This window comes from Vibrio sp. J502, assembly GCF_025397955.1.
Taxonomy (GTDB): Bacteria; Pseudomonadota; Gammaproteobacteria; order Enterobacterales; family Vibrionaceae; genus Vibrio; species Vibrio anguillarum.
In genome coordinates, this window is sequence record NZ_CP104555.1 from 792514 (window position 1) to 810550 (window position 18037).

The 18037-nt window shown below is 42.5% G+C and carries 16 protein-coding genes and 1 pseudogene; 9 read left to right on the forward strand and 8 right to left on the reverse strand.

The window, feature by feature from the left end:
- Positions 1-16: 16 nt before the first annotated feature.
- The 5 genes and pseudogenes from N5E84_RS19335 to N5E84_RS19355 all read right to left on the reverse strand — a co-directional run bounded on the left by N5E84_RS19335 (position 17) and on the right by N5E84_RS19355 (position 4430).
- A complete protein-coding gene (locus N5E84_RS19335; RefSeq protein ID WP_069211897.1) occupies positions 17-1549 on the reverse strand; it encodes an IS66-like element ISVa11 family transposase in 1533 nt (510 codons plus the stop codon).
- A gap of 59 nt (positions 1550-1608) precedes the next feature.
- A complete protein-coding gene (gene tnpB / locus N5E84_RS19340) occupies positions 1609-1962 on the reverse strand; it encodes an IS66 family insertion sequence element accessory protein TnpB (RefSeq protein ID WP_019283195.1) in 354 nt (117 codons plus the stop codon).
- Complete coding sequence (gene tnpA / locus N5E84_RS19345; protein WP_019283194.1) at positions 1959-2279, reverse strand: IS66 family insertion sequence element accessory protein TnpA; 321 nt, start codon at positions 2277-2279, stop codon at positions 1959-1961. The genes tnpB and tnpA overlap by 4 nt, the downstream gene beginning before the upstream one ends.
- Positions 2280-2359: 80 nt before the next feature.
- Positions 2360-2452: pseudogene (locus tag N5E84_RS19350) on the reverse strand (ATP-binding protein); the annotation flags it as partial.
- An 827-nt stretch (positions 2453-3279) separates the two neighbouring features.
- Positions 3280-4430 (reverse strand): IS3 family transposase gene (locus tag N5E84_RS19355; RefSeq protein WP_095661212.1). Its coding sequence is split into 2 segments (ribosomal slippage): positions 3280-4187 and positions 4187-4430, totalling 1152 coding nucleotides; the frame shifts between segments, so codons are not numbered across the junction.
- Positions 4431-4663: 233 nt separating this feature from the next.
- On the opposite strand from N5E84_RS19355, the gene N5E84_RS19360 reads away from it, so the two are divergent.
- From N5E84_RS19360 to N5E84_RS19390, 6 genes are all read left to right on the forward strand, one after another.
- Positions 4664-5737 carry a hypothetical protein gene (locus tag N5E84_RS19360; protein WP_095661376.1) on the forward strand — a complete coding sequence of 358 codons (1074 nt, stop codon included), beginning with the start codon at positions 4664-4666 and terminating at the stop codon, positions 5735-5737.
- A 1826-nt stretch (positions 5738-7563) separates the two neighbouring features.
- Complete coding sequence (locus tag N5E84_RS19365) at positions 7564-7785, forward strand: TA system antitoxin ParD family protein (RefSeq protein WP_017044326.1); 222 nt, start codon at positions 7564-7566, stop codon at positions 7783-7785.
- Positions 7778-8068: a type II toxin-antitoxin system RelE/ParE family toxin gene (locus N5E84_RS19370; protein WP_017044325.1), complete on the forward strand. Its 291-nt coding sequence runs from the start codon at positions 7778-7780 to the stop codon at positions 8066-8068. The genes N5E84_RS19365 and N5E84_RS19370 overlap by 8 nt, the downstream gene beginning before the upstream one ends.
- 337 nt (positions 8069-8405) lie before the next feature.
- Positions 8406-9377 carry an IS110 family transposase gene (locus N5E84_RS19380; protein ID WP_019282910.1) on the forward strand — a complete coding sequence of 324 codons (972 nt, stop codon included), beginning with the start codon at positions 8406-8408 and terminating at the stop codon, positions 9375-9377.
- Positions 9378-10005: 628 nt separating this feature from the next.
- The gene (locus tag N5E84_RS19385; protein WP_095661375.1) at positions 10006-10965 is read left to right on the forward strand and encodes an IS30 family transposase; all 960 of its coding nucleotides are present in this window, start codon (positions 10006-10008) and stop codon (positions 10963-10965) included.
- 32 nt (positions 10966-10997) lie between these two features.
- A complete protein-coding gene (locus tag N5E84_RS19390) occupies positions 10998-12029 on the forward strand; it encodes an IS630-like element ISVa15 family transposase (RefSeq protein WP_026027704.1) in 1032 nt (343 codons plus the stop codon).
- A gap of 1225 nt (positions 12030-13254) precedes the next feature.
- Here the strand turns inward: N5E84_RS19390 and N5E84_RS19395 are convergent.
- The 3 genes from N5E84_RS19395 to N5E84_RS19405 form a co-directional block, all read right to left on the reverse strand.
- Positions 13255-13593 carry a hypothetical protein gene (locus N5E84_RS19395; RefSeq protein ID WP_019283167.1) on the reverse strand — a complete coding sequence of 113 codons (339 nt, stop codon included), beginning with the start codon at positions 13591-13593 and terminating at the stop codon, positions 13255-13257.
- Positions 13594-13745: 152 nt separating this feature from the next.
- A complete protein-coding gene (locus N5E84_RS19400) occupies positions 13746-14267 on the reverse strand; it encodes a hypothetical protein (protein WP_019283456.1) in 522 nt (173 codons plus the stop codon).
- 654 nt (positions 14268-14921) lie between these two features.
- Complete coding sequence (locus N5E84_RS19405) at positions 14922-15671, reverse strand: hypothetical protein (protein WP_029388480.1); 750 nt, start codon at positions 15669-15671, stop codon at positions 14922-14924.
- A 615-nt stretch (positions 15672-16286) separates the two neighbouring features.
- On the opposite strand from N5E84_RS19405, the gene N5E84_RS19410 reads away from it, so the two are divergent.
- From N5E84_RS19410 to N5E84_RS19420, 3 genes are all read left to right on the forward strand, one after another.
- Positions 16287-17255: an IS30 family transposase gene (locus N5E84_RS19410; protein ID WP_081245536.1), complete on the forward strand. Its 969-nt coding sequence runs from the start codon at positions 16287-16289 to the stop codon at positions 17253-17255.
- Positions 17256-17372: 117 nt separating this feature from the next.
- On the forward strand, positions 17373-17597 hold the full coding sequence (locus N5E84_RS19415; protein ID WP_019283271.1) for a hypothetical protein: 225 nt from the start codon (positions 17373-17375) through the stop codon (positions 17595-17597).
- The gene (locus N5E84_RS19420) at positions 17588-17965 is read left to right on the forward strand and encodes a hypothetical protein (protein WP_019283272.1); all 378 of its coding nucleotides are present in this window, start codon (positions 17588-17590) and stop codon (positions 17963-17965) included. The genes N5E84_RS19415 and N5E84_RS19420 overlap by 10 nt, the downstream gene beginning before the upstream one ends.
- Positions 17966-18037: the final 72 nt, after the last annotated feature.

Below are 18037 nucleotides of genomic sequence, written 5' to 3' on the forward strand. Positions count from 1 at the left end.
CCACGGGGCGATATTGTTAGTGTTGGAAGTTCCAAGGCAGGAGTGCATCGATATCAGGCTCAGATTTCGCTAGCTCTTTCATGCACTTAACCATGTAGTCGTAAAGGATAAGGCCGTTGGCTTTCGCTGTCTCGACGATACTGTAAAGCATCGCGCTCGCTTCAGCTCCATTGGGATTGGTCGAGAAGAGCCAGTTCTTTCTGCCTATAACCAGCGGTTTTATTGCGCGTTCAGCACGATTATTGTCTATCGATAAGTGACCGTCATCGATATAGCGGCTCAGCTTCGGCCACTGACCGAGCGTGTATTTTATCGCTTTACCCAGCGGGCTAGACTCAAGCACTTTCTGAGTTGTCATCCATTCATAAAGCTCATCCAGTATCGGCTTAGCATGCTCTTGGCGCTCTGCTTTCCGTTTTTCGGCACAGGCACCTTTTAAGCGTGATTCTATTCCATAGAGTTTCTGGATTTTAGCCAATGCACTATCCGCTTTGCCTGACTTGCCTTTGCCTTGCAGCTTTTTCGCCTCCATGAACTTGCGCCGAGCATGCGCCAAGCAACCGACATTGGTGACGAGATGAAGCCCATCATAAACACCATAGCCATCGGTTTGTAGATAACCACTGTAATCCCCCAAGAAGGCAACAGGGCACGCCCTAGCTCGACTGTTTTGATAGTCGTACAAGACGATATTTCTCACATTAGGGAGGGCGGCTTCAGGCGAGTCTGCGCCCGAGCAGTAAAGCCACATATAACACTGTTTATCTTCTTTGAGGACATTGAGCGGCGTTTCATCCGCCTGAATCACCACTTGCTCAAGTAGGTGCGTTTTTAAGGCCGCGTAAAGTGGAGCGAACTTCTCACTGACTTGGATAATCCACCTTGCCATGGTGGTTCGTGAGAGTTCGATACCCGACTGGGTAAACAGGGATTCTTGGCGGTAAAGTGGCATCGCGTATTGATATTTGCCGAGGATGATATTGGCCAACAAGCTTTCTGTGGCGAAGCTCTTCGGGATAATGCTTTGCGGCGCTGGCTTTTGAACGACGTGGTTTTTGTCTTCTGTTTGCTCGCATTGGCGGCAAGCATATTTAGGACGAACATATTCCAACACTTTTAGTACCGCTGGCGTGAACTCAAGTTTCTCGCTACGGTCTTCACCGATTTTATGCAGGTTATGTTGACAGCAAGTGCACTGCTTTTCATCGTCGTTTAAATCGAGTTCGATAACTTCACGAGGCAAGGTCTTTGGCAGTGGTTTGCGTTTACCACGTTTCTTCTTTGTGATGGTCGTTGTGACAACTTCAACCTCTTCTTCCTTAGCGGCCTCACACTCCGCTTCGTTGAAGAGATCACCTTGAGATTCATCGTAAGGCTTTAACGCCTCCGAGCGTTTAGCGAACTGACGGTCGAAGGCAAGTTTGAGCTGTTCAAGCAGCGATTGACGCTCTTGTTTCAATTGGGTTTCTGACGCCAACAGCGCTTTCACCATCGCTTGTAGCTCGGCAACATCTTGGCTTTCTGAGTTGATATTTGGCGTCTTTTTCATGGCATTGATTATACTAAAATCATGCCGTTAATGCTTGGTGGATATGGCTATATTATCGCTTAAGTCATTGTAAAATCGTTTATTCTAACGGGTTTATGGCCGATAATCGTGAAGCCAGAAAGCAGTCTGTCAAGCTCGAATTGAGTTAGGGTAAACACCTCATTTTGCTCTTTTGATGGCCACTTGTACTTGGCTTTTTCAAGGCGCTTGTACCAAAGAGCAAAGCCTGTTTTATCCCAGTACAGCACTTTGATTTTGTCGCGCTGTTTGTTGGTGAACAGGAACAGTGCGCCGCTGCCCAAGGGCAAGTCGGTGTCATTTTCGATAATCGCAGCGAGGCCGTTGATGGACTTTCTAAAATCGACGCTTTCGCGATAGAGATAGATTTCGGGAGCACTGAGCATACGTTTCATGACAGCGCACCGATAAGCTCTGCGAGATAGGTCGCTGGCGTGCCTTGTGGGATGCTCAGTTCAACATCATTGACGAGCAGCGTCATATTGGCAACGACAACGTGAGTGGCTTGATACTTTGTGGTCTTTTCAACGACTTCTGCTTTAACAAAGCCAACCGTGTTCGGTTTTTCGATGTGCTTTAACTGTTGGCGCTTAGCGTAAAAAGTGGAGAGGCTCAGTCCGTTACGTTCACAGAATAATCGTTGTGATAGTTGGCTGGATTCATAGTGTTCGAACAGGGTTCGCCATTCTTGGTTAGTGCGTCGTTTGGCCATTTCAAATCTCCTTTGGGTTGGAGGTTTGATCTTATTATTCGGGCTAGGTGATTAGAATGCGGGGTTTATGACGCGCTTACGAAACGAAAGGCTCCATGTTTATTTGCAAGCTTCTTAGAGTAGGTAGTTTTACCCGAACCAATAAAGCCACATACGAAATAGATTTTGGTCATAATTCCTCTTTAGCTTATAACGCCCAATTAAGGGGTGAGCAACGCTACCACCCAGCCTAAAGCATTGTACTGTAACCACTAAAGTTGAAGTAGAAGCAAAAATGCCAAGCGTTGGGAATCCCTCTTAAATTGCTTGTTATGTTTGTTACTTCAAGTACTTATGGTTACTCTTTATGGCCATTGCAAGCTCTTTACACTTAACAACATTTGTTGATGAATGAATCTTTATCGACGTCAGGTCACTAAGCTCATATTCCGAGAAGTCGAACTTATTTGAACGCAGAGCAAACTCGAAGAACTGGCTTTCAGATAGGCATGGATAGCTCAAATCCTTTTCCTCAAAAGGCGTCGTTTTATACTCTGATATCGATCGAGTAAGTAACAACGCCTGTGTACCTTTACTCTTAGATATAAACTCAATTTTATGTAGAGTAACAGGACGCCTTCCACTATTCACAATCTTAAAATAAACACCATCAGCCATATGTTCCCACGACTCTAGATATTCACCATGTACAATGAATTTCCGTCGATCACGCCACATAACATAAAACGAAATGAACATACTAATTGTAGCTATCACAATACTAACTGACGCAGTATCTATATTCATTATTACACCTTACTCATGTAGAAACATAACGCCCGGCTAAGGGGTTGACAACGCACCGCCGAACTTAAAAAACACACTTAAACACTGAACTGCAATTTTGCACTAAAGTAGCCACGCGTTGGCAATCCCTCTTGAGCCGTTTGTATGGATAATAACTAACGCAATCGGGTAAGGTGAGACCCAGTGATCTGCTCCAGCCAGACTGGACACTTCATTAAGCGACATTTTTATTTTCAAAGTTAACTGGACTTAGATACCCAAGAGCACTGTGCCTTCTTGTCCGATTATAATCAACCTCGATGTATTCAAAGAGCGTTTGACGCATCTCGTCTCGCGTCATGATCGGCTCATATTGGATCGCTTCAACCTTCATTGAATGGAAGAAGCTCTCAACACAAGCATTATCCCAGCAGTTTCCTTTCCTACTCATACTTTGCTTTAGATTATAAGCGGTTATGATGTCTCGATAATCTTTTGAGCAGTACTGACTACCTCGGTCACTATGAACGATCACCTGCTCAGGGAACCCACGACGGAACAAGGCCATTGATAATGCATCGCAGACCAGTGTTGCGGTCATTCTGGTATCCATAGACCAGCCGACTACTTGCCTTGAATAAAGGTCAATAATTACCGCCAAATACAGCCAGCCTTCACTTGTCGCAACATAGGTGATGTCTCCCGCCCACTTTTGATTCGGAGCCTCCGCGTTAAAATCCTGAGCTAGCAGGTTCGGAGCAACTGGCATTTTATGTTTGCTATCCGTAGTGCACCTAAACTTACGTGCCGCTTTCGGCGTTAAATCCTGACGCTTCATACTAGCGGCAATGGTTTTAACATTACGGCTATCACCGTTCTCTGCCAGCTCTTTCTGGATACGCCTTGAACCATCACGGCCTTTGCTGTTGTCAAAAGCCTTTTTGACCTTCGTATCAAGCTCTTGGCGAGTTACCTCGCGCTGAGTGGCCTTGTGGCGATGCTTAATCCAGTAATAAAACCCACTTCGTGAAACCCCGAACACCTTAGCCATGCGGACAGCACTGAAGCACAGCAGGTGTTCGAGCATAAATTCGTAGCTATCTACTTTAGATTTTTCGCGAAGTAGGTGGCGGCCTTTTTTACGATATCTAGCTCTTCAGCTTGCTCGGCCAATTGCCTTTTGAGCTTTGCGACTTCAGCGGCTAGATCTTTTTCCCGCTGACTGGTGCTAGTATCTTTCTTGGCTGCTTTACGCCAACCGTAGATCTGGGATTCGTGTAACGAGAGATGCTGCGCTGCCGTAGCTACTCCCAGCTTTTCTGCTAGCTTCAGTGCTTCTGCTTTAAATTCAGCAGAATGGAGAATACGTTTTTTCTTGTTTGTCATGGTTCACCTCATTAGTGATTGTACTCACTTAATTAGGTGTCCAAAACTGGTGGTGCGGATCAATCGGCATTAAAGAAGAAGATGGAACAACACAGTTTTCTATTCAGCTCAAAGTAAATGACATTAGTACACAAGTACGTGGAACAGTCATAACTACACGTCCTTTGATTGTTAAATACCTTTCAGATAGTCGACTACTAAAACGAGATACTATCGGTCTAAAAGTAAACTTTTTGAACACCCCGGATGATATTCGCGCACTGAAATGGGAGATTTTTCGACCAGAGCGAAACTTCCCACTCGTACTCGTTAGTAAAAACAAATTCATCCACAATATTGGATTGCAACAGCAATTACTCGGACTAGCTCAAGTTGTCGTTTTCCCCGAAGATACCGATGACGGCTTAATGGAAAGCATCTTAACCAAACGATATTCTGCATGGGGTGGGGCCGTAAATATCGTACAGCCTCTTTTTGGTGGTGAAGTTCCTAGAAACTCACTAATTCTTAGTGACCAGATTGAAAAATGGAAACAAAACAACGTTCATGTTTTACATGAACTGCTTTCTTTTGTAACTCATACAACCAACGGCAAGTACCGAAAAGAGCATTTTTCACCTACCGACGTTCGAGCAAAACGCCAAAAAGATCAACGAATTGCATTAACTAAAAAAGTTTCTTCTTTGACAGATGATTCTGACTATAAAGAGCTTTTGGAAGAGGCTATGCAAGAATTAGATCGCCAGCAAGAAGCATCAAATGCCGAGATCGAGAAACTAACGACGAACCTTACAGATACAGAAAGCATGTACTTTGATGCTGAATCGGACAAGGAAGAATTAGAAAACAATCTCCTTATGCTTCGTGCAAAAGTTGAACACTTAGAAACTCACTTTGATGGTAAAACCGTCGGTTTACCAGCGCTAAACCGTGGTAAAGAAAGTGACCTTTATGATGGTGAAATTTTAAACATTCTATTGGATATTCTGAAACCTGCGTATGAATCCGCAAAGCAATATTCGCGTAGGAAAGACGTTCTTCTCGATATTATCGAGCATAACAAATCATCAGAGCTGAAAGAGCAGTTCTTCGATGAACTCAAAAAAGAGCTTAAAGACTATCGTTCTCTAACACCAAAGTTAAGAGAAATCTTTGCTATGGCAAACATCGAAGTCATTACCGATGGGAGCCACAATAAAGCTAAATTTATTAGTGAAGAGCGCTATAGCGTAACATTTGCCAAAACTGCTAGTGATGCACATGCTGGCAGAAATAACGTATCAACAATTCGAGATAACTTATTCTAGACATCTAATGCTTTCCCGCACTCTTTGATGGTGCGGGAAAAACTAACGCCCGGCTAAGGGGTTGACAACGCACCGCCGAACTCAAAAAACACACTGTAAACACTGAACTTCAATTTTGCACTAAAGCCGCCACGCGTTGGCAATCCCTCTTGAGCCGTTTGTTATGCAAATTCAATGAGATAAACTGAATTTACACGACCAAAAGCCACAATTGCAATGGTTGAGTGATTCAAGAACCAACCGAAGCCAGAGCCGTGATAAATAAGCCGCCAAAACAAAGCCCACCTTTCAGCAACAAGCCAAGCTTTTGAATGAGACAAACTCACCGAGCGAAAACTTCAGCAAGTGCAAAATGCTCGATTAACTTGCCCTTTCCACACTTTGCGCACGCTGAATTGACAACAAACCAGCACCAAAACTCATTGAGGCAAACAAAGAACCTTGCCTGTTTTACGGCTTGAGTAAACCACGAATTTTAGGGTAAAAAAGCTCATTTGCCGACAATACCAAACGAATGGCCGGAGAAATCCAAAAGATTGAGCCCCTAAATTTACCTGAGTTGCATAACGCCCGGCTAAGGGGTTGACAACGCACCGCCGAACTTAAAAAACACACTTAAACACTGAACTTCAATTTTGCACCAAAGTCGCCATGCGTTGGCAATCCCTCTTGAGCCGTTTGTTATGCAAATTCAATGAGATAAACTGAATTTACACAACCAAAAGCCACAATTGCAATGGTTGAGTGATTCAAGAATCAACCCAAGTAAGAGCCGTGATGTATAAGCCGCCAAAACAAAGTCCACCGTTCAGCAACAAATCAAGCTTTTGAATGAGACAAACTCAACAAGCAAGGCTTTCAGCAAGTGCGAAATGCTCGATAACATTGTCCTTTCCACACTTTGTGCACGCTGAATTGACAACAAACCAGCATCAAAACTTATTGAGGCAAACAAAGAACCTTGCCTGTTTTATGGTTTGAGTTAACCACAAATTTGAGGGTAAAAATGCTCATTTGCCGACAACACAAAACGAATGGCCAGAGAAATCCCAAAAGATTGAGCCCCTAAATTTACCTGAGTTGCATAACGCCCGGCTAAGGGGTTGACAACGCACCGCCGAACTTAAAAAACACACTGTAAACGCTGAACTGCAATTTTGCACTAAAGCCGCCACGCGTTGACAATCCCTCTTGAGCCGTTTGTTAGCTGCTGCACTTTAGCCGGAGATTTACGACCCAACGGCCTAATTTAAAAAACATTATTGTTTTCAAGCGACAAAGTAAAACGGACAACTTAGAAACTAAAACCTAATCCACGAAACGCACTTGGCAAAGAAGAAATAGCAGGAAAACTGACGAGCTTCTAAGACTTCAATTTACAAAGAACTCTTTCGAAGAAGCCAACAACCAAGTGCACGAAATCCATTTAAGCGCGAAAGAGCCTCAAAACCAAAGAAGCCGCACCAAAGAAATAAACAAACACACCACTTCCCGTAAGAAGACTTCGGTTAGTTCAAACACTTCACGAACAGTGCCACTGGCGAGATACGCGGAAAAATGATGACTTTCAGGTGTAAAGCTAGAGCCTCAGACTAAGAAAAATAAACACGTAATTTCATGATTTTTATTAACCTCAGCTAACGCCCGGCTAAGGGGTTGACAACGCACCACCGAACTTAAAAAACACACTGTAAACACTGAACTTCAATTTTGCACTAAAGTTGCCAAGCGTTGGCAATCCCTCTTGAGCCGTTTGTTATGATTCATCTTGCTACCTTCGCAGCGCCACGCTACAATTATTAAAACTTTAAATGAAGGAGCACATTATGTCTACCGCTAGCATACGCCTTGATCAAGACCTCGTAGATAAAGCCGCTATCATGGCCAAAGCATTGAATCGCACTACACCAAAACAAATTGAACACTGGGCTAAAATTGGGGAAATGATGGAAGATAACCCAGATTTACCTTATGAATTTGTTCGACAAGCCATTATAGCTAAAGCTGAAAAAGAAGCCGGAAAACTTGAGGCATACAACTTTGGCTAATATTACACAGGTTCTTCAAACGCCATCATTCAAGAAAACCGTTAAAAAACTCCACCAAAATCAGAAAGTGGATCTGGACAATGCGGTCAAAGCACTTATCGAAGATCCGCTTTTAGGCGAGCAGAAAAAAGGAGATTTGTCCTTTCTCCGTGTTTATAAATTCAAAATGGTTAAGCAACTCACTCTTCTTGGCTATAGCTATCAAGATGGGACGGTAACTCTTGAACTCATCGCCCTAGGCGCGCATGAAAATTTTTACCGAGATATCAAGATGTTTTACTGAATCCGGGTGAATCATAACGCCCTGTTAAGGGGTGAACAACGCAATACCGAAGTACCCGCACACCACCTTAATCACTTAAACAAACGCATAGTAAAAATGCCACGCGTTGTGAATCCCTCTTGAACAGTTTGTATGGATAATAACCAAGCCAAAAGGGTAAAATGAGACCCAGGCTTTAGCGGCAACTAAAGCTTTCTATGTGGTAGTTCGATTGAACGCTGGCTCCTCTGTCGAGAGACCGATAACAAACATGAACACCTCATAGGACTCCAAGCATAAACCTCGAATAGTCGACTGGGTCTCGAACCCGCATTTCGCAAGCAAGAGTTAGCTTATTATGAATACAAAAACACTTCAAAACATTAATATCGGTGTTGATACTGGCAAATCACAGCTCGATATTTACATCCGTCCACTCGATGTCTTTTTTACCGTGCCAAACAACGAAAAAGGTATCAAACAAGCCTTAACCACCATCAAAAAACACAACCCACAGCGTATCGTTATCGAAGCAACTGGGCGCCTAGAAATGCCCTTCGTGTTAGCCTGTACCGAGGCCAAATTGCCTATTGTTCGTGCCAATCCTGTTCATATCAAACGCTTTGCCGGCGCTATTGGTCGTAGAGCCAAAAATGACCGCTTAGATGCACAGCTTATTGCTCATTATGGTGAAGCAATTAAACCTGACTTGACAGTCATAAAGGCTAAAAACATACGTTTAATGAGTGACTTAGTAATTCGCCGCAATCAGCTACTCGCGATGCAAACCATGGAAAAAAATCGTATTCAAATTTTGCCTAAGTACCTACATTCGACAATCACACCCATCCTGACAGCGATAAAAAATCAAGTCTCAAAGATTGAAAATAAGCTTGTCAAACTCATCGAAGATTGCCCCGAATACCAAACTAAAAATACCCTCTTACAAAGCGTACCTGGTATCGGCAATATCGCCGCTGCGTCTATCATCAGCAATGTGCCTGAGTTAGGCTACATTACCAACAAGCAAGCAGCTTCACTCATCGGCGTCGCCCCTATTACACGTGAAAGCGGACGCTACAAAGGGAAACGAGTCATCCAAGGAGGCCGCGCACAGGTGAGAACCGTTTTGTACATGGCCATGATGTCAGCCATGCAATGTAACCCTGTTTTCAAGGACACTTACGCTCGATTACTCGAAGCTGGAAAACCAAAGAAAGTGGCGATTATCGCTTGCGTTCGCAAGATGGTGGTCATCCTAAACTCTATGCTTCGAGATGGCGTCATGTGGGACCAAAACATCGCCCAAAATAAAGGATTGACGCCATAGTCGTTTGTTATGCAAATTCAATGAGATAAAACCACTTTACACGACCAAAAACCACAATTGCAATGATTGAGTGATTCAAGAACCAACCCAAACCAGAGCCATGATAAATAAGCCGCCAAAACAAAGTCCACCCTTCAGCAACAAACCAAGCTTTTGAATCAGACAAACTCAACAAGCAAGACTTTCAGCAAATGCGAAATACTCGATAAACTTGCCCTTTCCACACTTTGCGCCTGCCAAACTGACAACGCGCCAGCGCTAAAACCGATTGAGGCAAACAAAGAACCTTGTCTGTTTTACGGTTTAAGTTAACCACAAATTTGAGGGTAAAAATGCTCATTTGCCGACAACACAAAACGAATAGCCGGAGAAATACCAAAAGATTGAACCCCTAAATTTACCTGAGTTGCATAACGCCCGCTTAAGTGGTGAGCAACGTTACCACGACACTCAATTGTTACAGCGTAAACACACAAGCCAAATCAAACCAAAACTACCAAGCGTTGTGAATCCATCTTAAAGCGATTGTTATGCTACTTGGATTCAAGTACGAAGTGCAACACCTCTGAACATAAAAACAGTAAGGTGCGATAATCATGAAGTTTGCTCCCGCCAAGAAGTAAAAAACATGAAATACACACACCTCACTGAGATTGAAAGGTATATGATTTCTGCGCTCAGAAAGCAAGGGATCAGTACCGCAAAAATAGCTAAACAACTGGGGCGTCACAAAGCCACTATCTATCGAGAAATTGAACGTAATTGTCGTTACAACAAGTTCTTCGATAGATACTCTTATCAACCAGAGCGAGCACAGCAAATGGCGCGCAACCGGCTTAGTCGTTCACGGCGAAATAAACGCTATACCGAACTTGACTTCAGACTACCTGAAGCATTGCTACGACTGGATTGGAGCCCTGACCAAATCGTCGGATACCTAAGAATGAGAGGCTATCCAACAATGAGCCACGAGCTCATTTATCAGCGCGTTTGGAACGATAAAACTCTCGGTGGAACGTTATGGAAACACCTACGCCAATCCACCAAGAAAAGGCGTAAAAGGTACAACTCAAAAGACAGTCGAGGACGGCTGGCAAATAAGCGTCATATTGCCGAAAGACCTGCAGACGCTGAGCATCGAAAAGAGCCTGGCCACTGGGAAATTGATACCGTCGTGGGTCGCGGAACCAAGCACTGTATCGTCACTTTAGTCGACAGAATGACTGGCTACACTTTTATCGGTCAAATGGACGATAGAACAAGCGAGTCACTCAACGTAAGAATGAGCAAAATCATGACCCGCTCTGACTTACCTTTTAAAACGATAACATCAGATAACGGCACTGAATTTCATGGTTATGCACAACTAGAAAAACATCATAACTGCCTGTTTTACTTTGCAAATCCATACCATTCATGGGAACGAGGCACTAATGAAAACACCAATGGTTTGATACGACAATACTTACCAAAACGAACCTCCATGTCACACGTGACACAGAAGCTGTGTAATGAAATTGCATATAAATTAAATACACGCCCACGCAAAAGGCTTGGGTATATACCCGTGATCATTGAAGATGCTTGATTTTCAATAGAATCAGGATCATGCTACAAACCATGAAAATCACACTGACTCCTCAACAGAAACTGCAACTCGAACAGATGCACGACATTGAGCGTGATAGTCGAGTTTGCGACCGTATTAAGGCTGTTTTGCTGGCTTCTGAAGGCTGGAGTCAGACTATGATTTCACAAGCTCTTCGTATTCATGAATCGACCGTTGCACGTCACCTCAGTGACTACGTACTTTCTGAAAAACTTAAGCCTGAGAATGGAGGAAGCCAAAGCAAGCTTTCTGCTATTCAAACCATGCACCTAATCGAGCATTTGACTGAGAAAACCTATTCTCATACTCATCAAATTGTCGCCTATGTTAAAGAGACGTTTGGGCTTGATTATACTGTTTCTGGTATGAACAAATGGCTTCACCATAATGGTTTTAGCTACAAGCAACCGAAAGGCATACCACACAAGTTTGATGAAGCAAAACAGCAAGCATTCATAGAGGCGTATGAAGCGCTAAAGGCAAGCTGTGGCGAGGATGAATCGATAGTCTTTATCGATGCAGTTCACCCAACACTATCAACAAAGATATCGCATGGCTGGATACGTACTGGTCAGGATAAAGTGATTGAAACAACGGGTAATCGTAGCCGATTGAACATTATTGGCGCACTGAACCTGTCGGATATTGGTGCAACCATTGTTCACGACTATGAGAGCATTAACAGTGAATCGATTGTTCGTTTTTTCTGTAAGTTAAGAGAGAGTTATTCGTTAGCCCATAAGCTTCATATCATATTAGATGGTGCGGGATATCACCGCAGTGACTTAGTCAAAGATGCGGCGTTTGTCCTGAATATTAAACTGCATTATCTTCCACCTTACAGTCCAAACCTCAACCCAATAGAGCGGCTATGGAAAGTAATGAATGAGAAGTCGAGGAACAACGTTTACTTCAAAAGAAAACGGGACTTCAAGGCGGCAATAGACCAATTTTTTTCTGTGACTCTTCCAGAGATCGCAGGCTCTTTGACATCTCGAATTAATGATCATTTTCAGGTTCTCAAGCCTGCATCTTCAAGTTGATTCGGTATAGAACACCAACGGAGTATATTCATGCGCATCTGTAGAAAGTGTCGCACTTCAAACTTGATACTAAGCTAATTGTTCCATCACAGGTAGACAATTCCTACACCAATTACTATCAATAAAAGTGGAGTATAATAGCCAAATATGATTAAACACACTGATTTTCCTCGGAATAATCTGACTCTGAGCTTATCGCCAACCTTAGTCGCCACATAGGAGTTGGCAACCCATCCGATCAGAAAGCATAAGACACTCATAACATTAGCCACACCACCTTGGGAAAAATACATCAACCCTGCGGGTATAAGCAGCACAACAGGAATATATGGAATAGATGCAAACGGTCCGTACCCCATATAAGTGTTCGAAAATAAATTAACGATACTAACCCTCAGCATACGATTTAACTTCTGTTTCAGTGATGGATTACAATCTTCACATATGGGTTTTACCAAACCTTTCGATCTGTAATATTTTTCTTGGCTCGGTTTATGTTTCCATCCGCACTTAGGGCATGTATATGCCATTTCTACTCTATGCTCCCCTAGTATTGTGGCTCACCATTAGCATAACGCCCGGCTAAGGGGTTGACAACGCACCACCGAACTCAAAAAACACACCGTAAACACTAAACTTTAATTTTGTACTAAAGCCGCCACGCGTTGGCAATCCCTCTTGAGCCGTTTGTTATGCAAATTCAATGAGATAAACAGAATTTACACGACCAAAAGCCACAATTGCAATGGTTGAGTGATTCAAGAATCAACCCAAGCAAGAACTGTGATAAATGAGCCGCCAAAACAAAGTCCACCTTTCAACAACAAACCAAGCTTTTGTGTCAGGAAAACTCAACGGGCGAAAACTTCAGCAAGTACAAAATGCTCGATAACCTTGTCCTTTCCACACTTTGCGCCCGCTGAATTAGCAGCAAGCCAACGCTAAAAATGATTGAGGCAAACAAAGAACCTTGCCTGTTTTACGGCTCGAGTAAACCTCGAATTTTAGGGTAAAAATGCTCATTTTCCGACAATACAAAACGAATAGCCGGAGAAATCCCACAAGATTGAACCTCTAAATTTACCTGAGTTGCATAACGCCCGGCTAAGGGGTTGACAACGCACCGCCGAACTTAAAAAAACACACTGTAAACACTGAGCTTCAATTTTGTACTAAAGTCGCCAAGCGTTGGCAATCCATCTTGAGCCGTTTGTTATGCTTGTGCTCAAGTAAACTGCAGAACTAGACAACCAATTAATGCGGGTAAACCCGCAATAAAGAGAACCAAGCCTGTTTGGTAGTTAGCTCGATAATGCTCAACTTGCTCTTCTTCAAAATCATGTCCCTTTACCATTTTGTATACTTTATCGGTAACCGGATCATCTAATCGTGTCGTTTTGCTGTGTATACCACCTTCCCACATTAACTTTGCTAAAAGCCAAATAACAATCACGACAAAAAACAAAAAATCAGCTGGCCGCGTTGTAACAAAAAGAGGAACATAATTAGATAAAGCGAAAACAATCAAAAAGGCCACTATATTGATTAAAAAGACTTTTCTCATCAATTCGGTCAATTTTTACTCCTAGAGCATAACGCCCGGCTAAGGGGTTGACAACGCACCGCCGAACTTAAAAAACACACTTAAACACTGAACTGCAATTTTGCACTAAAGTCGCCACGCGTTGGCAATCCCTCTTGAGCCGTTTGTTATGTTTAATTTTCAGCCAATGATAACTTTCCTGTTTTTTGATCTCTGATTAGTTCATTACTGTCCAAAAGCATTTTGGTTACTTCAACTACCACTCTTGGAGAATAACCAGTAACTACAGTCAGTGTTCCACAAGAGTCATAACCTTGGGCTACAGCTGACAATATATGCTCCTTTTCAATTTTATATATATTTTTCTGAATAGCCTGATTTAACCTAAATTCTAAACTTTTCGAATCACCACCTTCAATATTTTCATTATTTATCACTTCTGATACGGCTTCCCTAATTTTTAATGTTGTTAAAAACATACCTTCATCTTTATAGTCGCTTGGGGCATAAAGAACGTATGGTTTGAAAAATAAAACAATAAAAAATGCCACAACAATTAAAATGGGAAAGAACATAACGAAATAGATGAAAATAGCTTGCATTTCTTGAGGTAAATTTATTAGTGCTACTGTTGCAAAACACTCCGCTACACCAGAGAAAATAGCGATTATTGTCAATGGATTACTAACCTTCATTCTTACCTCTTAAACATAACGCCCGGCTAAGGGGTTGACAACGCACCGCCAGACTCAAAAAACACACCGTAAACCCTGAACTTCAATTTTGCGCTAAAGTCGCCACGCGTTGGCAATCCCTCTTGAGCCGTTTGTTATGCAAATTCAATAAGATAAATCGACTTTACACGACCAAAAGCCACAATTGCAATGGTTGAGTGATTCAAGAATCAACCCAAGCCAGAGCCGTGATAAATAAGCCGCCAAAACAAAGTCCACCTTTCAGCGACAAACCAAGCTTTTGAATCAGACAAACTCAACGAGCGAAAACTTCAGCAAAAGCAAAATGCTCGATTAACGTGCCCTTTCCACACTTTGCACCCGCTAAATTGACAACGCACCAACGCTAAAACTGATTGAGGCAAACAAAGAAATTTGCCTGTTTTACGGTTTGAGTTAACCACGAATTTGAGGGTAAAAATGCTCATTTGCCGACAACACAAAACCAATGGCCGGAGAAATCCAAAAGATTGACCCCCTAAATTTACCTGAGTTGCATAACGCCCGCTTAAGGGGCAGATAACGCTACTACCAACTTACTGCATAACACCGTAATCACAAAAACCAACGCATAATAAAAATTCCGCGCGTTGGCTGTCCCTCTTGAAGCGTTTGTTATGTGTTCCAACGCTTACCATGATTTCTTTCAGTGAAAATTTTTAAGTCTTCATTTTCCTCTATATCTATATTCCACAGCCTATAGAAAGAAAAGAAAGAGCTTGCACTCAAAGCGCTATTATCAAAGCCCGTTGTACCTCTTGCATAGTCAAACAATTGGCTCATTAGGCTTTGTAACTCAGCCAATGCAAACACTTGAGTCATCAAGCTTATTGAAACAGGCGTAATTTTGCTTTCTGGCAAAAACTCCTCAACAAGTGACTCCGTTCGTGAGTGATGAATTTGTAATCGAACCAAGATATAGGCTAAGTGTTCAGCGACTTCAGGCGTTGCTTCTGAAATGCAGTCTTTGAATACTTGCTGATAACTATCAGGCAATTTTGGAAGCTTACTAGTTAAAGGAGTATTACAGCGATCAGTACGATCCTGAGTTCGCCTCCATGCTTCAATCACTAACGGCGCACACGCATTACAATACGAACTCAATTCCGATAAGGCTTGAGGAAGAAACGCTTTAGAAGCGATAAAATTGCGTTGTCTCTTCTTTTCTTCACTATACCGCACTGCATTAAGAGCCAAAATACTCGCTACAAATGCTAGTACACCTGTGTTTAATGATTGCCATGTAAACCAAACGGCATGGACATGCTCCCAGTCACCAACAGTAAATGGATACACCAACATTGACAACACATAGGGGATAGCCAGAACAACACAAACCCAATTAAGAGGCACTAACCAATACAATCACTTATCTCCGTTGTTTAAAGAACACATAACGCCGCACTAAGCGGCTAAAAATAGTGGGCTAAAATACAAGCGAAGCGCAGTAGCCCACTGTTTTTAGTCCGTTTGAGTGCCTTGTTAGTTGCCGTTTGGTAACGACACAAATTGCAACACATTACACTTTACTAAAACCTAACTGCCCCGTTTTTTGCCGAAAGCCAATACAAGAATGAAGCCCGTATTTAGCATGCAAAAGTCTGGTGAGCTTTATGCCGCTAAGGTTTTAATAAAAAGCGAAGCTCTATTAGCGGCAGACTCAACACTGCGGCTGAATGAGCTGACTTGTAACTGCCAGCAGATTAGAATGGATGAGTATTTCATAACTCAAAACAAATTCATAACTGCCTGATCTGTTAATGCAAAGCCAATCAACATTACGGCCAACTAACGCTGTATTAAGTGGTGAACAACGCATAGTTGTGAACCTTAACTCTTGCTCGGAACACCGAGCGTTGTGAATCCACTTAAATGCTTTGTTATACGCCTTGGATTCAAGTACGAAGTGCGACACCTCTGAACATAAAAACAGTAAGGTGCGATAATCATGAAGTTTGCTCCCGCCAAGAAGTAAAAAACATGAAATACACACACCTCACTGAGATTGAAAGGTATATGATTTCTGCGCTCAGAAAGCAAGGGATCAGTACCGCAAAAATAGCTAAACAACTGGGGCGTCACAAAGCCACTATCTATCGAGAAATTGAACGTAATTGTCGTTACAACAAGTTCTTCGATAGATACTCTTATCAACCAGAGCGAGCACAGCAAATGGCGCGCAACCGGCTTAGTCGTTCACGGCGAAATAAACGCTATACCGAACTTGACTTCAGACTACCTGAAGCATTGCTACGACTGGATTGGAGCCCTGACCAAATCGTCGGATACCTAAGAATGAGAGGCTATCCAACAATGAGCCACGAGCTCATTTATCAGCGCGTTTGGAACGATAAAACTCTCGGTGGAACGTTATGGAAACACCTACGCCAATCCACCAAGAAAAGGCGTAAAAGGTACAACTCAAAAGACAGTCGAGGACGGCTGGCAAATAAGCGTCATATTGCCGAAAGACCTGCAGACGCTGAGCATCGAAAAGAGCCTGGCCACTGGGAAATTGATACCGTCGTGGGTCGCGGAACCAAGCACTGTATCGTCACTTTAGTCGACAGAATGACTGGCTACACTTTTATCGGTCAAATGGACGATAGAACAAGCGAGTCACTCAACGTAAGAATGAGCAAAATCATGACCCGCTCTGACTTACCTTTTAAAACGATAACATCAGATAACGGCACTGAATTTCATGGTTATGCACAACTAGAAAAACATCATAACTGCCTGTTTTACTTTGCAAATCCATACCATTCATGGGAACGAGGCACTAATGAAAACACCAATGGTTTGATACGACAATACTTACCAAAACGAACCTCCATGTCACACGTGACACAGAAGCTGTGTAATGAAATTGCATATAAATTAAATACACGCCCACGCAAAAGGCTTGGGTATAGAACACCAACGGAGTATATTCATGCGCATCTGTAGAAAGTGTCGCACTTCAAACTTGATACTAAGCGCGCAGGTGCACACAGGATTCAAACTTATGTTGTGTTTCTACTATACTAAATTTATAATCAGGGTCATGAAAAAAGAGGTGGTTATATGATCAACTTTGAAATGACAACAAAAGAAAACTTTGCATCATTCATCGACCCAGAAAGTGGTGTCATGGTGTTTGTAGATTCTTTTGACAATCAAGAGTTTGATGTCCGAGTAGGTAGCCTTTTTGAAAGTCAACCAGTAGGTATCATCAAAGCTGCTGATGATAAGACATTAAACAAAAAACTATCTGAACTATACAAAATACAAGTACAACAATGCCAATAACTCAAGCAGATATTACCGCGCTTGAAGCGCGAATTAACAGTCAGTTGTCCCAATACAATGCACAGTTCATAATGACTGTGCATTTTTCTGTTGATAGACTAAACGATGCACGAAATGTACCCCCAATCACAATTGGTGAATTGGACACCATATTTACTGCATTAATATCACAACACATTACCTCGATTGTGGCTTTAAACCATGGTGACACTTTCAACATTCGCTGCTCAACAAGTCATATTAACATGCCTTGTGGGGTTGCAAAAGAATCCACCAACAATGGTACAATTACTCACAAGAATATCGTGATAACAGTAATGCGCAAAGAGACATTTTTCGCAAAAGATTCTGTAGAGTTTATTGTTTAATACTGTTCGACCTAACAAAGCACCATAATTGGTGCTTTTTAGTTTTTGCGCATAACGCCCGCTTAAGGGGCA